The 15,864-nt window shown below is 47.3% G+C and carries 12 protein-coding genes; 10 read left to right on the forward strand and 2 right to left on the reverse strand.

Features of this window, described 5'->3' with window-relative positions; translation table 11 throughout:
- Positions 1 to 5 precede the first annotated feature (5 nt).
- The 8 genes from nqrE (at position 6) to dinB (ending at position 8,031) form a co-directional block, all read left to right on the forward strand.
- Positions 6 to 614 carry an NADH:ubiquinone reductase (Na(+)-transporting) subunit E gene (gene nqrE, locus N5E87_RS04725; protein ID WP_006080469.1) on the forward strand — a complete coding sequence of 203 codons (609 nt, stop codon included), beginning with the start codon at positions 6 to 8 and terminating at the stop codon, positions 612 to 614.
- Positions 615 to 660: 46 nt separating this feature from the next.
- Positions 661 to 1,917, forward strand: coding sequence for an NADH:ubiquinone reductase (Na(+)-transporting) subunit F (nqrF, locus tag N5E87_RS04730; RefSeq protein WP_055647149.1), 1,257 nt, complete (start codon positions 661 to 663; stop codon positions 1,915 to 1,917).
- Positions 1,918 to 2,015: 98 nt separating this feature from the next.
- On the forward strand, positions 2,016 to 3,074 hold the full coding sequence (locus N5E87_RS04735; protein WP_039978924.1) for an FAD:protein FMN transferase: 1,059 nt from the start codon (positions 2,016 to 2,018) through the stop codon (positions 3,072 to 3,074).
- An 11-nt stretch (positions 3,075 to 3,085) separates the two neighbouring features.
- A complete protein-coding gene (nqrM, locus tag N5E87_RS04740; protein WP_011071354.1) occupies positions 3,086 to 3,310 on the forward strand; it encodes a (Na+)-NQR maturation NqrM in 225 nt (74 codons plus the stop codon).
- A 238-nt stretch (positions 3,311 to 3,548) separates the two neighbouring features.
- Positions 3,549 to 4,022, forward strand: coding sequence for a bacterioferritin (gene bfr / locus N5E87_RS04745; RefSeq protein ID WP_086904331.1), 474 nt, complete (start codon positions 3,549 to 3,551; stop codon positions 4,020 to 4,022).
- Positions 4,023 to 4,031: 9 nt separating this feature from the next.
- Positions 4,032 to 4,499 carry a bacterioferritin gene (gene bfr / locus N5E87_RS04750; protein WP_011621737.1) on the forward strand — a complete coding sequence of 156 codons (468 nt, stop codon included), beginning with the start codon at positions 4,032 to 4,034 and terminating at the stop codon, positions 4,497 to 4,499.
- A gap of 297 nt (positions 4,500 to 4,796) precedes the next feature.
- Positions 4,797 to 6,800, forward strand: coding sequence for a methyl-accepting chemotaxis protein (locus N5E87_RS04755; protein WP_086904330.1), 2,004 nt, complete (start codon positions 4,797 to 4,799; stop codon positions 6,798 to 6,800).
- 151 nt (positions 6,801 to 6,951) lie between these two features.
- The gene (dinB, locus tag N5E87_RS04760; protein ID WP_086904329.1) at positions 6,952 to 8,031 is read left to right on the forward strand and encodes a DNA polymerase IV; all 1,080 of its coding nucleotides are present in this window, start codon (positions 6,952 to 6,954) and stop codon (positions 8,029 to 8,031) included.
- Between the two features lie 124 nt (positions 8,032 to 8,155).
- Here the strand turns inward: dinB and N5E87_RS04765 are convergent.
- Positions 8,156 to 9,372 (reverse strand): IS3 family transposase gene (locus tag N5E87_RS04765; protein WP_126512554.1). Its coding sequence is split into 2 segments (ribosomal slippage): positions 8,156 to 9,024 and positions 9,024 to 9,372, totalling 1,218 coding nucleotides; the frame shifts between segments, so codons are not numbered across the junction.
- Between the two features lie 146 nt (positions 9,373 to 9,518).
- Positions 9,519 to 10,982 (reverse strand): aminoacyl-histidine dipeptidase, encoded by a 1,464-nt coding sequence (locus tag N5E87_RS04770; protein ID WP_086903380.1) that lies wholly within the window; start codon positions 10,980 to 10,982, stop codon positions 9,519 to 9,521.
- A 218-nt stretch (positions 10,983 to 11,200) separates the two neighbouring features.
- Here N5E87_RS04770 and N5E87_RS04775 point away from each other — a divergent pair, with 218 nt between their 5' ends.
- Complete coding sequence (locus N5E87_RS04775) at positions 11,201 to 12,739, forward strand: peptidase M17 (RefSeq protein WP_086903379.1); 1,539 nt, start codon at positions 11,201 to 11,203, stop codon at positions 12,737 to 12,739.
- A gap of 922 nt (positions 12,740 to 13,661) precedes the next feature.
- A complete protein-coding gene (locus N5E87_RS04780) occupies positions 13,662 to 15,827 on the forward strand; it encodes a TonB-dependent siderophore receptor (RefSeq protein ID WP_086903378.1) in 2,166 nt (721 codons plus the stop codon).
- Positions 15,828 to 15,864: the final 37 nt, after the last annotated feature.

Below are 15,864 nucleotides of genomic sequence, written 5' to 3' on the forward strand. Positions count from 1 at the left end.
TTGAGATGGAACATTATATTAGCCTGTTAATTCGCTCTGTTTTCATTGAAAACATGGCACTGGCCTTCTTCTTAGGTATGTGTACTTTCTTAGCGGTATCGAAGAAAGTGACTACCGCGATGGGCCTAGGGATTGCGGTAGTTGTAGTGTTAACTATCTCTGTTCCTGCTAACCAAGTTATTTACCAAGGGCTGTTAGCACCTGGCGCACTGGCTTGGGCTGGTGCACCTGAAGCTGACTTAAGCTTCTTGAAATTCATTACCTTTATCGGTGTGATTGCGGCTTTAGTTCAAATTCTGGAAATGGCACTGGATAAGTACTTTCCTCCGTTGTACAACGCGTTAGGTATCTTCTTACCTCTGATCACTGTGAACTGTGCGATTTTCGGTGCGGTATCATTCATGGTTGAGCGTGACTACAAGCTGGGCGAAAGTGTGGTGTTTGGTTTCGGCTCTGGAGTAGGTTGGGCATTAGCTATCGTATTGATGGCCGGTATCCGTGAGAAGCTGAAGTATGCCGATGTGCCGAATGGCCTGCGTGGTTTAGGTATTACCTTTATTACCGCTGGTTTAATGGCCTTAGGTTTCATGTCGTTTTCTGGTGTGTCTCTGTAAGAGACACCAAACGGCTTCTTGAATTGGACCTTCTAAGGATAAGTTAATGGATATTCTTGGTATTTTTAAATCTACTCCGCTCGAGGTTTACCTCGGTGTGAGTATGTTTACTGCTATCGTCCTGGTCTTAGTGTTAGTGATTTTATTCGCTAAATCTAAGCTAGTGTCTAGCGGTGACATCACGATCGGCATCAACGACGATCCTGAAAAAGCGATTACAACCGGTGCCGGTGGCAAGCTGTTAGGTGTGCTAGCGAACAGCGGTATCTTCGTATCGAGCGCCTGTGGTGGCGGTGGTTCTTGTGGCCAATGTCGCGTAGTGGTTAAGTCTGGCGGCGGTGATATTCTGCCAACAGAATTAGATCACATCAGCAAGGGTGACGCCCGTAAAGGTTGCCGTCTGTCTTGCCAGGTGAATGTTAAGAACGACATGGAAATCGAGCTTGACGAAGAAATCTTCGGTATTAAGAAGTGGGAATGTACTGTTATCTCTAACGATAACAAGGCGACCTTCATTAAAGAACTGAAGCTGCAAATCCCTGATGGTGAATCTGTTCCGTTCCGTGCGGGTGGTTACATCCAGATCGAAGCGCCTGCGCACCATGTTAAATATGCTGATTTCGACGTACCTGAAAAGTACCGTGGTGACTGGGAACACTTTGGCTTCTTCAAGTTAGAATCTAAAGTTGAAGAAGAAACGATCCGTGCTTACTCAATGGCTAACTATCCAGAAGAGTTTGGCATAATCATGTTGAACGTGCGTATCGCAACGCCACCTCCACGTAACTTGAGCTTACCATGCGGTAAGATGTCATCTTACATTTGGAGCCTAAAGGCTGGCGATAAAGTCACGATTTCTGGTCCATTCGGTGAATTCTTCGCGAAAGATACCGATGCAGAAATGGTGTTTATCGGTGGTGGTGCGGGTATGGCCCCAATGCGCTCACACATTTTCGACCAACTGAAGCGTCTGAAGTCTAAGCGTAAGATGAGCTTCTGGTACGGTGCACGTTCTAAGCGTGAAATGTTCTACGTGGAAGACTTTGACGGCTTAGCGGCTGAAAACGACAACTTCGTATGGCATGTGGCCCTGTCTGATCCTCAACCAGAGGACAACTGGGATGGTTACACAGGTTTCATCCATAACGTACTGTATGAAAACTACCTGAAAGACCATGAAGCGCCAGAAGATTGTGAGTTCTACATGTGTGGACCTCCAATGATGAACGCGGCCGTGATCGGTATGTTGAAAAATCTTGGTGTCGAAGACGAAAACATCCTGTTGGATGACTTCGGCGGCTAATGTGAATTAGCCCAAGGTGAGAAGAGTTGCAGATGTGGAGTAGAGCTCTCATCTGCAACTTTTGCATTAAAGGGCATCCAAAAGAGTTGTTAGTCACTATGTTTAAAACCCTAGCGTTAAAAACCCCCGTGTTAAAAACCTCAGTGTTAAAGCATTCAGTGAGCTGGCTGGTCCTTGTAGGTCTAGCCTTTTTTATTTCAGCCTGTAGCAAACAGGATGAGGTTATCTCCCTCGCGGGTAGCACAATGGGCACGACCTACCACATTAAAGTGGTTCCCAATGAGCAAATGCCGACGGCCCAATTACTGCAGGCCGAGATTGACTTAGCCTTAGAGCTAGTCAACAACCAGATGTCGACCTATCGACCCAATTCAGAATTGTCACGTTTCAACCAGTTACCGCTTGAGCAAAGCGTCGAAGTCTCTCCTGATACCATCAAAGTGGTTAAAGAAGGCATGCGTTTGTATAACGTGACAGACAAAGCCTTAGATATTACCTTAGGGCCGCTGGTAAACCTATGGGGATTTGGCCCCGATAAGCGCCCAACCAAAGTGCCGACTCAAGCGGATATCGATGCGGCTAAAGCCAAAACGGGTATCAGTGAGCTTTCTATCGAAGGCAATCGCTTAAGCAAGCACAATGCGCATTTATATGTGGACTTGTCTTCAATCGCCAAAGGTTTTGGTGTGGACAAAGTGGCCTCTATTTTAGATAAGTACCATGCAACTGGTTACTTAGTCGAAATTGGTGGCGAGCTGAGCATTAAGGGCACCAAAGGCGATGGCAGTTCTTGGCGCGTCGCGATAGAGAAACCGACCGATGAGGGCATGGCAGTGCAACAGGTGATTGAGCCTGGCACTATGGCGATGGCAACGTCGGGGGATTATCGCAATTATTATGAGGAAGAAGGTCAGCGATTTACTCATATAATTGATCCACGTACCGGTTTACCTATTAATCATAAGCTAGCATCTGTGACCGTTTTGCATAAAGAATGTATGACGGCCGATGGTTTTGCGACGGCGATGATGGTTTTGGGCACAGAAGCGTCATTGGAGCTTGCCAAGAAAGAACACTTGGCGATAATGCTAATAGAAAAGCAAGGCGAAGGATTTAAAGTCTACTACAGTGACGCCTTCAAGCCTTTCCTTAAGTAGTTGGAGTTAACATGAGCACTTTTATCGCGGCATTTGTGATTTTATTACTGTTCTTTTTGCTTATGTCGATAGGTTATCTCATCAAGCGCAAAGCCGTGGAAGGAAGCTGTGGCGGTTTAGGTGTATTAGGGATTGAAAAAGCCTGCGATTGTGATGATCCCTGCGACAAACGTAAGCGTCGTATGGCCGCTGAAGAAGCGCGCCGAGCGAAGTTAACCAAAGACAGGATCATTTAATTATCCGCTTCAACTGAAATAGCCTCCTTTGGAGGCTATTTTTTTGCCTCGATTTTAGCAGTGGCAAAATTAATCCCTGATATTTGAGGTGGATAGCGGGCTAATCTAAGCGATAATGAGAATGCTTTTTATATTTAAGTTTGTGAAAAATAAAGAAAATTTGAGTTGGGTTGAAAACTGTACTAGGCTAGAAGCTTGATTTAGATCAATCTTTCACTCATATCAAGGATAGTTACTTATGAAAGGTCATCCTAAAGTGGTGGGACAACTCAATCGGGTACTTACCTGTGAGTTAACGGCCATTAATCAATATTTTCTCCACGCCAGAATGTTCAAACATTGGGGCCTCGAGAAGCTAAATCACGTCGAATACAAGAAATCCATCCAAGATATGAAGCACGCCGATAAGCTTATCGAGCGGGTATTATTTTTAGAGGGATTACCGAATCTGCAACAGCTCGAAAAACTGCGTATTGGTGAGCACACTCAAGAGATGCTCGATTGCGATTTAGCCATGGTGCAGGAACAACTCATACTGTTGCGGGATGCCATTAGCCTCTGCGAAGCCGAGCAGGATTATGTCAGTCGTGATCTGCTGGAAGATATCCTTGAAGATGAAGAAGAGCATTTAGATTGGCTCGAATCGCAGCAGGAGCTGATTAGCTTAACCGGCATTCAAAACTATCTTCAATCGCAAATTAGTGAGTCATAGGAGCTGAATATGAAAGGTGATAAAGAAGTCATCGACGCGTTGAATCGACTCCTAACGGGAGAATTATCGGCGATGGATCAGTATTTTGTGCATGCTCATATGTACGAAGACTGGGGGCTGAACGAACTCTATGAGCGTATTGCCCACGAGTCGGATGATGAAAAAGGTCATGCGGCCAAACTGGTACAGCGTATTTTATTTCTTGAAGGCGTGCCGAATGTGGCCGCGCGGGAAGCGCTTAACATTGGTTCAAACGTCGAAGAGATGCTGCGTAACGATTTGGCCTATGAATACAAGGTGGCCGATGATTTACGTAAGGTGATTGCCCTGTGTGAGTCGAAGAAAGATTACCAAACCCGTGAGATCTTAGAAGTCTTACTCGACGATACCGAATCCGACCATATGTATTGGTTAGAAAAACAACTCGGTTTGATTGACCGTATTGGTTTAGCGAATTACCTGCAAACTAAGATGTAATAGCGTCAGTAGCGCGGCTCAAACACTCAGGCCAGTCATTCCGTGACTGGCTTTTTTATTGGGATTTTGAGTATTTGGTCTAACATTCTGTAAAAGTTAGTGATAGTGATGGGATCTTCTGATGGAAGTCCTTTGTTTAGTGATTCCTATTATTTGCTAATGTCTTTTCTTTACAAATACTTGTTTACGTTTTTTCTCATCATTTCGGCTGTTGTTGGCGGGTAAAAATTGTTACCGTGTGAAACTGTTTTTGCATGATTTTTTGTTAAGTGGTTGATCAGCCAGACGGGAAGATGAATGAGATATATAAAACGTTCTCTAAGTTTGCAGTTAGTGGTCACTATCGTCGGTGCCCTTGCTGTACTTCTTACTTTAGTTGCTGCTTTGCTCGTGAATAAAGAAAGTAATAACACACGTAAGCAAGTGGATGCGGACATTTCGGCGCTCGTAGCCTTAAAGGCCAATGAGATTGGTGGTTATTTTGTGGCTAAGGGGCAAGTGATCCACTCAGTATTTGCCGAGCCAGGGCTTATCAACTGGTTTAGCCAATACCATGCCCGTGGCAGTAACCTAACCAATGACCAGCAGTATCAAGATATTATTCGTTATTTCCGCTCGTTTTCCGACCGTGATAGCGATGTGAAGTCAGTGTTCTTCGGCTCGGCAAATACCTTTGAATATTTCGACCTCAATGGCCGTTTCGATGGCGATCCAAACTATTACACCAATAAACGTCCTTGGTGGCAGGAGGCTATCGATCAGCGCGGCCTATTTGTGGGCGATCCTGCGGTCGATGCCAACGATGGCTCGATTTCGGCCACAGTTAAAACCCCTGTCTATGGCGCCAATGGTGAGCTGATTGGGATTGGTGGTATGGATATTCTAATCGATACCATTGGCAAAACCCTGTTAGCGCCAATCAAATACCGCAATTACGGCCAAGCCTTCCTGATGACGGACGAAGGTAAGCTGGTTTATTTCCCTGGATTCTCGGATAAATTCCCGCCGGGCTCACTTGCGAATCAAATCGATAACCAGTTTAAGGACACCTCAGGCTTTACCACCTTAAGGCAGCAAATGCAGCGCGAAGCGAAGGGCTTTGCCGAAGTCACCTTTAACGGAGTGCCGCAGCGGGTAACCTTTGTGTCCGTGGGCGGCGATTATCCAAAGCAGAAATGGCACTTAGCCTTTATGTTGCCCCATGAGGTGATTGAAGCGCCTGTGACCGAAGCCTTTTGGAATGCCTGTTTTGTTGCCTTAGGAATTATGCTCTTGGTTGGCATCACAGTATGGTTGATGTTGTTGCCCTTTAGACGCCAGCTTGGCAAATTGCTGGATGCTATGGAAGATATTGCCGAGGGTGATAGTGATTTATCCCAACGCATTTTAATGGAGCGCGAAGATGAGTTAGGCAAGCTGGGTGATGCCTTCAACCGCTTTGCCGAAAAGGTGCAGCAGATGCTGCTGCATACCCGACATCTTACCCAAGAGGTTGGCACTGGGGTGATGGATGCTCGCCAAGTATGTGATTTAGCGGTCTCTTCTGTGTCATCGCAGAAACAACAAATCGATTCAGTGGCCACGGCTGCCACCCAAATGGCGCAGACTAGCCAAGAAATGGCGATAAGCGCTCAACGGGCGAATGATTTTGCCGAAAAGGCACAGACTCAGGCCCATGACGGTACTCAAATCGTGTCCCGCGCGACCGAAGGCATGAAGGCATTATCGGTTCAAGTGATTGAAGCCGCCAAAGTCATCAAGGAGTTACGTAGCAGCTCAGAGCAAATTGGCGAAGTGTTAAGCGTGATCCGCAACATTGCCGACCAAACCAACTTGCTGGCGCTCAATGCGGCCATTGAGGCGGCGCGGGCGGGTGAGCAAGGCCGAGGTTTTGCTGTGGTGGCCGATGAAGTGAGAACTCTCGCATCCCGCACCCAAGATTCTACCGCCAACATTCAAGGGATTATCCAAACCCTGCAGCAGAGCGCGCTACAAGCCGAGCAGGTGATGGAGTCTGGGGTTGAGCAGGCAAGGGTCGGACAAGACTTGACCACACAAGTGGAGCAAGCCTTAAGTGATATCGCCAGTGCGATTGTGTCGATTCAGCAGCAAACGGTGGAAATTACCGTGGCGATTGGCCAGCAGGCCGTTGTGGCTGAAGAGGTGGCACAAAACGTTGTTAGCGTGCGCGGTTTGTCCGATCAGTCTTTGCTCTCAAGCCAAGATTTATCCCAAAGTTTGCAGGGGTTTGAGCAAGCGACTCATGAACTGACCCGCAACATTGGGCAATTTAAGATTTAATTCAAATAGTTGTAAATCAAGGGAGCCTTAGGGGCTCCCTTTGTTTTTTGGGCGCTAACAATCCAAGCGCAAACAGCACCGTTGCAAATTGAAAAGTGATACTTGATTACTGTTTTTATATACAGTATTTTGGGTGTCGGAGGAATGCAAGGTGCGAAAAATCATTCATATTGATATGGATTGCTATTTTGCTGCGGTGGAAATGCGGGATTTTCCCGAATACCGCGGTAAGCCTTTGGCCGTCGGCGGCAGTCGGGTGCAGCGTGGCGTCATCAGCACTTGTAATTACGAGGCGCGCAAATTTGGTGTGCGTTCTGCCATGGCGACGGGCTACGCACTGAAATTGTGTCCCGATCTTATCCTCGTTCCCGGTCGTATGCAGGTCTACAAAGAGGTGTCGCAGCAAATTCGCGCCATTTTCTGCCGATACACAGAGTTAATCGAACCGCTTTCCCTCGATGAAGCCTATTTAGATGTCAGCGATTGTAAGCTGTTTAAGGGCTCTGCCACTTTAATTGCCGAGGCGATTCGCCGTGATATTTTGGCCGAAACTGGGCTGACGGCATCGGCGGGCGTGGCGCCGATTAAATTTCTCGCCAAGGTTGCCTCTGATTTAAATAAGCCCAATGGGCAATGTGTTATCCCACCCGATGAGGTCCCCGAGTTTGTTAAAAGCTTATCCCTGCGGAAAATACCCGGAGTGGGTAAAGTGACCGCTGAGAAACTGTCTTCGCTAGGCTTAAATACCTGCGCCGATGTGCAGGCTTATCCAAAGCAAGAGTTGATTGCCCGTTTTGGTAAGTTTGGCGCCGTGTTAGTCGAGCGGGCCCATGGCATCGATGATCGTGGGATTTCGGTGAGCCGCGAGCGCAAATCTGTAGGCGTTGAGACCACTCTCGCTCAGGATATTTACACGCTTGAGCAGTGCCAGCAGGTGATGCCGGGATTAATCCAAGAGTTGTCCAGCCGTTTAGGGCGAAGTGCTAAGGGGAGGCAAATCCATAAGCAGGTGGTCAAACTTAAATTTAATGACTTTAAACAGACCACCATCGAGCATCGTAGTGACGAGGTCTCCGTGGTGATGTTCTATGAGCTACTGAGCCAAGCAATGGCTAGGCAAGAGGGACGTGGAATTCGGTTACTCGGGGTTTCTGTTGGACTCGCCGAGACTAAAGACACGCTTTCGCCGCTCATGGTACGCGAAACGAAGCAGTTGGATTTTGTGTTTTAGTGTCAATCTAATCTAGGCGGCTCTGGCTCAGCACCAATCTAACCTAGCTAAGTTATGTAAGTTAACGCGATAATCAGCCTCACGTAGTTGTCTCGTCCTGAAATAAGTTGACACTTATTTCCACCTAAAACGCTCGATGAACCTCATCGGGCGTTTTGTATTTTAAGGCCAAATGTGGCCGCCGTTGATTATAGATGGCAACCGCTTCTGTCACCATTTGTCGCGCCTCCTCCAGCGTTGCGGGCTTATGTGTTAAAAACTCCTGCTTCAAGATGCCATTCACTCGCTCTGCTAAGGCATTTTGATAGCAGTCATATCCATCGGTCATTGAGCATGTCACGCCATGATGTGCGTGAACCGCTTGATACGCGTTTGAGCAGTACTGTATCCCTCGGTCTGAGTGGTGTATCAGCGGTTTACTTTTATCTTGTCGCTGCTTCAGCGCCCGTTTGTAGGCCGTTAGCACCCCGTCTGTTTTTAGATTATCATCAACATGATAACCCACAATTTTTCGTGACCAGGCATCGGTCACCAAGCTTAAATAGGCTTCATTATCTTGCAGTGGCAGATAGGTAATATCAGCCACCCAGACTTGCTCTGAGCGGCTGATGTCCACTTGCTGCTCGCTGGGCTTAAGCAAGTTGGGATGACACCTAAATCGATGATGGCTGTTGGTCGTTTTATGGTACGCCCGTTTCGGCGTAACCAACAAACGATGCGCCCTAAGACAGCGAAATAACCGGTCTCGTCCTATCACTATTTGATGCATTTTGTTCAATAAATACTGCATTTTACGCGTACCGACTCGCGGTTGAAATAACCGCTCATACTGCACCGTTTGCACCACCTGTCGTTCCCTTTGCTCCCATTCTGTTTGCCGCTGACATTGCTGATAATACGCCTGACGACTGATGCCAAGATAGCGACAGCATTGGGTGACGCGATAACCTATGGCCGTTTTTTCCTGGAGCGTTTCGCGTGTGGCTTTTTTACGACGGATATCCCGTAGTCAGTTCTGAGTTTTTCGACAATGGCTTCGAAGAACGCCGCTTTCATGCGGGTATCTTCCAGTTCGGCTTCGAGGGCTTTTATCTTTTGCTCGGGGGTGAGCTCGGTGGGTTCAGTCATCAACTGTCCTCGCATTGATGTAGACGGTGTCCCTTGGGACCAATCCAGTTTGCCGTGCTTGCGTAACCACACTAACACGGTGGAGCAACCTTGAATACCGTACTTGTCTTGCGCCTGTTTATAGGTCAGTTCGCCTTTTTCCACTTGGTCGACAACCGCCAATTTAAAAGCGAGGGAATAATCACGTTGAGTTCGTTTAATTGTTGAAGTCATTACACTCTCCAAAATGAGTTTGAAAAGTGTCAACGCTATTTAGGACGGGTCAAGTGCGCAAATAAAAGCCACAAAAAGGCCGCATTGGTAAACCCTCTGCGGCCTTTGTTATTTACGTCTGCTTAGCGACTATTCACCTAGAGTGATTATTCACCTTTAGCGGGAATGCGTTCTAGCACAGCTAGGAGCAGATCCCAGTATTGACCAACTGTGGTGATATTGACCATTTCATCCGGGCCATGTGGATAGCGGATAGTAGGGCCAATCGACACCATGTCCATTTCTGGATAAGGCTTCTTGAACAGACCACATTCAAGACCCGCGTGGATCACCATGATAACCGGTTCTTTATGATAGATAGACTCGTAGGTCTCACGCACAATTGCCATTACGGGTGAGCTATTATCTGGCTTCCAACCTGGGTAAGCGCCACTGAATTCAATTTCAGCGCCAGCGAGGTTGGTCAGCGCATTAAGCATGCCTTCAACTTGGCTGCGGCCCGAATCGATGAGCGAGCGAATTAAGCACAGAATGCTAACTTCTTCATCGTTAGTGCTAATCACGCCTACGTTGAGTGAGGTTTCAGTCACGCCAGCGACTTCATCGCTCATACGCATCACGCCATTAGGGCATACATGCAGCAGGTCGATCAGCGTGTTTTGGCTGTTTTCACTCATCACGCGTTTTGGCGTTGGGATTTCGCTCAACACTAAACGCATATCAGGGTCGGCAATGGCCAGCTCGGCGCGGACTAAGTCTTCAAAAGCGCGCACTTTTTCATTCAGTGCATCGACATTTTCAGCGGGTAACATAAAGCTGATATTGGCTTCGCGTGGGATGGCATTACGCAGTGAACCACCGGTAAATTGGGTTAATTCCAGCGCTAATTCATCGGCATTTTCAAACAGGAAGCGTGCCAATAGTTTGTTGGCGTTACCCCGACCTAAATGGATGTTGACCCCAGAGTGACCGCCTTTTAAGCCAGATAAATGCAGGCTAAATGATGCGTAACTTTGCTCCGATGCTTGCCATACCATAGGCAGAGTGATCTGCGCATCGACGCCGCCAGCGCAGCCCATGTAGATCTCACCTTCTTGCTCTGAGTCGGTGTTGATCAGGATTTCAGCATCGAGCATACCTGCTTGTAGGCCAAAGGCGCCTGTCATGCCCGCTTCTTCATCAATCGTGAGTAGCACTTCCAGTGGGCCGTGTTTGATATCGTCGCTACCTAAAATCGCTAAGGCTGACGCCATGCCAATACCATTGTCGGCACCTAAGGTCGTGCCTTTGGCTTTTACCCAGTCACCGTCAACATAGGCTTCGATAGGATCTTTGGTAAAGTCATGCACTTTATCGGCATTCTTTTGCGGCACCATATCGATGTGAGCTTGGATCACGACGATTTTGCGATCTTCCATTCCGGCCGTTGCGGGTTTGCGAATGATTAAATTGCCGACCGCATCTTCCACGACATCGAGTTGTTTACTCTTAGCCCACGCTTGGATGTGTTGGCTGAGTGCTTGTTCATGTTTGGAAGGGTGGGGAATTGCACAGATTTGTTCGAACCATTGCCATAAAGGCTGTGGGTATAACTGACTTAACGCTGTCACAGGAGGTCCCTCATCAGGTCTTGTGGGTATAGGGCAAATTTGGCTTGATCCTACCACATTCTGCTCGGCCGATTAATCTTCTCGATCAGCCTATCTGTGCTTGTGGCAGCGAAAGTTGCCACCCTCAGTCTTTTCGATGGGGACAAAGGGATTTTTTGATTGGTAATTAAGCGTTATAGCGGGAATAATGCAGGCACAATAATGAAAAAGGATGGGTCATGTTTCAAGTTAACTTTGTTGATGTACAAGCAGAAAATGCCATTTTTGATGGTGAAGGTTGGGATGCGGTTGTGGTCGTCACACCGGATCTTGGTGCTATCGGAATTGATGAGATCAGTTTATTGGCCGAGCATGGCGCTAAGGTCGATAAGCGTGTCGGTAAGAGCCCGACGTTACTGTTTGCCCCCGGTTTAGCCGGTGGCCGTTTAATCATAGCGCCGGTTACTCAAGTGGCTGATGATTATGCCGATGTGCGTGTTTATGGTGATGCGGCAAGAGCTGCTATTGCCATCGCTAAAGACGCGGGCGCTAAGCGTCCCCTGCTTTATGTGGTGCCTTCTACCACGCCCAAGTTTGGTTTTGCGACTGAAGTTGCGGCGCTCGCCTGCGGTCAAGAATTATGGCAAACCTTAGAATTGCGCGAGGCAACGGGCTTAACGCCAGCCTTTGAAGCCATAGGATTGCTGTCTCTATCAGCTAAAAAGAGTCAATTGCTCAACGCATTAGAAGCTGGCCGTGTGTTGGCTCGGGATTTATGTGGCACTGAACCTGAGCGTATGTCGGCTAAGGCCTTTGCCGAATATTGTTTGCAAGCCTTTAAAGGCAGTGTGATTAAAACCGCAGTGGTGGAAGATAGGGATATTCTCGAGCGCGATTATCCACTGTTAAGTGCGGTGGCGCGTTCTTCCTTTGCCGTTGGGCGGCATCAACCGCGGGTGGTGAAACTCGAATATCTGCCCGAAGGCGAGATTACTCGTACCTTCTTATTTGCTGGTAAAGGTGTGGTCTACGATACGGGCGGCGCCGATCTGAAAGTGGGCGGCGCAATGGCGGGCATGAGCCGCGATAAAGGTGGAGCCTCTGCCGTGGCAGGGTTATTTAAAACCTTGTCTATGCTCAAGCCTAAAGGGATCCGAGTGATCGCCGAACTGGGCTTAGTGCGTAATAGCATTGGTAGCGAAGCCTTTGTTACCGATGAAATTATCACTAGCCATGCGGGCGTGCGGGTGCGAATTGGTAATACGGATGCGGAAGGGCGCTTAGTATTGGCTGACCTGTTAAGTCATCTGCGTATTAAAGCCGTTTCGGCGGTGCAACCAGAGTTGTTCTCGGTCGCGACTCTCACGGGCCATGTGGTACGTTGTTATGGGGCGTATCCTGCTGCGGTTGAAAATGCGGTCGCCAGTGGTGCCAAGTGTGCGCAGACACTCGCGTTACAGGCAAGCCAATGGGGCGAACCCTTTGAGGTTTCTACTTTGCGCCGCGAGGACTTTGCCAAGATCCGTGAAGTCTCAGGGGCGGCTGATATTTTATCTTCTAACAATGCGCCATCTTCGGTAACGGCCCGTGGGCATCAATATCCGGCGGCGTTTTTGCTTAAGGCTTCGGGATTGTTTGAACATGGCATAAATGCCGCAATTCCTTTAGCTTACACACACTTAGATATCGCTGGCAGTGCGACGGAGGGCGATCCTCTCTATGGAAAACCCACTGCGAGTCCCTTGGTCGGTCTGTATCAATATCTGATCAATCGTTAACAATTTAACGTAATAAATAGAAATAATTCTGTAATATCTTACTTATTAGGTGGTTACAGGATTATTTCTGTTTTTATGTGATGCATGTCGCCATGATTTTTGGTTTTTTTACGTAATTAAATTACATTAAAAAGCCTTAATTAAAAAAAATACAAATAAAGCTTGTAATAAAACTACGAAAACATATAATAGTTTTCGTGGACAGGGCAATGCGCCCATCCCCTCTAGTCTATCCAGGATGGATATCCTTCTCCAAGGACCCGAGTGACAAGTCGTCTCAACGGATTTGAGAATCTCTAGTTCCAAGGAACCGAGCCAAGCTTTACTAGAGTACTTAATCTCAACTTTACTTAGGAGTAATTGACTATGTCTTATACAGGCAAGAATCACTTTGTTTGGCAAAACACTTGGATTAACTCTGATGTTTTGCGTGGCGGTTTATTCGCTATGAGCTTTAAGGGCTAACTATCCCTTTAAACCTAGTTTCCATCATCCATCAACCTTTGTATCGCCTTTTTGGCGTGTTTAGACTCAAGTAGCATATCGGTGTTTTTGCATGGGTATGCCAGGTTTCTTCCGCTAGCGCGGTAATGTACTTCCCCGAAAGGGACGCTTGAAATATGTCTTGCCTGCTCATTGAGCAGGCTTTTTTTTTTTAGCTTTTTTCTGTCGTTACGGCGCTATGCCTCTCATTCCTTCCCATAAACGTAAAATTTTTTGCGGCCATCTCGAAATGACTGCTTTTATCAAAAGTTAATTTAATTATCTGTTTTTAAAGTATAAAACTTCGTCATCAATCTATTCATCTTTTTGTACGACTTAAGAATGATGAATTTGTTACATTTGTCACATAAAATACAAATGCAAATCGTTCTCAATGATGTTACCGTATGCGCACCTTAACGAAACTTGCTGAACGACTATGCGTTTTAATCTACTTCCACTTGCTGCTGCAGTAACCCTAGCTTTGAATCCTTTGGCGCTGATGGCCGAAGAACAAACCGCTTCAACAACAGAGACACAAGATCAAAATATCGAAAAAATCACTGTGATGGGTAAATACACAGTGAGTCGTAATATTGATACCGCAACGGGGTTGGGACTCACGCTGCGGGAAACGCCACAGTCGGTCAGCATTATGACGGCGGATCGGATTGAAGATCAGGCGCTAAATACCGTGGTCGATGTGGTCAACAACACTGTGGGTTTATCATCTTCAAAAACCGATAACGTGCGTAACGGTTTTTCGGCCCGCGGTTTTACCGTGCAAAACTATCAAATTGATGGCGTGCCTTTATCTTGGAGTTTAGGCGGTGATGCCGGTGAAACGGTATCGGATGTGTCTATCTACGAGCGCGTTGAAGTCGTGCGTGGTGCTACCGGATTATTAACTGGTGCTGGCGATCCTTCGGCCTCAATTAACTTAGTGCGTAAGCATGCCGACAGTTCTGATCTTAAAGGTTATGTCGATGTCGCCACTGGAAGTTGGGATAAAAAACAAGTCACCGCGGATGTATCCAATGGTCTGAATGAAGACGGCAGTGTGCGTGGGCGCTTGGTCGCTAAGTATGTGAATAGCGACTCTTACCAAGATCTGTACCAAGACCGCAAAACCATTCTCTATGGTGTGGTTGACAGTGATATTACGGCCAACACCTTGCTGCGTGTCGGTGGTAGCTATAACCACAACGATCCCAAAGGGGCGATGTGGGGCGCGTTGCCCGCCGTCTTTAGTGATGGTTCAGCCACTGATTGGGATACATCGGCCACCACAGCCGCCGATTGGAGCCGCTGGGAAACCAAAAACATCAACTACTTTGCGAACCTGAATCACTACTTCAGCAATGGTTGGCAGCTGGTCGCTAACTACAACCGCATGGAGTATGAGACCACCACTAAGATGATCTACATGTCGGGTATGCTCGATAAAGACACGGGGGCGGGACTCAGTGGACAGCGTTATCACAGCCATGGTGAAAGTAACTCGAATAACTTTGATGTGCAGCTTAAAGGCGACTATGACCTCTTTGGTCAAACCCATGAGTTTGTGACGGGCGCTTTGTATAGTAAGCAAAAATCCTACGCCGATACCTATGAGCCTATCCGTGACGATATGACGGGTTGGGACTCGCAAGTGGTCGATAACTTCTACGAATGGCAACAAAATCAGTTTGCCGAGCCTGAATGGTCGAGCAACGCGAACCGTCAGCTCAATATGGATACCGAGCAAAAAGGCTTTTATGCGGCGACTCGCCTGACCATTACCGATGATTTTAAACTGATTGCTGGTGGACGTATCTCAAGCTGGAACCGTGAAGGCGTGAGCTATGGTACCGATACTAACTTTGGTGATGATGGGGTGTTTGTGCCCTACGTTGGCGCCTTGTACGATATCAATGACGCGCATCGTATTTACGCCAGTTATACCGGGATTTTTAATCCGCAGAATAATTTCGATGCCGATCAAAATTACCTCGATCCATTAGAAGGCAAAGCCTACGAATTAGGTCTGAAGAGTGCTTATCTTGACGATCGTCTACATACCACTGTGGCCGTGTTCCAAATTGACCAAGATAACTTGGCAACCTTAGCCGGAACGATTTATATCGGTGGTAAACCCGTGAATTACTATGAGGCCGCACAAGGCACTAAGAGTAAGGGGTTTGAGCTAGAAGTGGTGGGTGAGCCTGCCGATGGCTGGAATATCTCTGCGGGTTACTCGCAATTTAATGCCGAAGATGCAGAGGGTAAGCGAGTCGCGACTACCAGTCCGCAGAAGCAATTTAAACTGTTTACCACCTATCAATTTGTGGACTTATTGCCTGAGTTAACCATAGGTGGTGGGGTGAATTGGCAAAGTGACAGTTACTCAGATGTCAGTGATGTGGCAATCAAGCAGGATGCTTACTCCCTAGTGAATCTGATGGCGCGCTACGATCTGGCTGAGAATATGGATCTGCAAGTTAACGTAGAGAATCTGCTGGATGAGAAATATTATGCCTATATGTCAGCGTCTGGCCTAGCTTACAGTGTGTATCACTATGGCGCGCCACGTAATTTTACCGTCAGCTTTAACTATCGTTTTTAAGCATTTTACCCGTTGCACTCAAAAAGCCGGCGCCCTT

Origin of the sequence: Shewanella sp. GD03713 (genome assembly GCF_029843705.1) — a bacterium.
GTDB lineage: Bacteria > Pseudomonadota > Gammaproteobacteria > Enterobacterales > Shewanellaceae > Shewanella.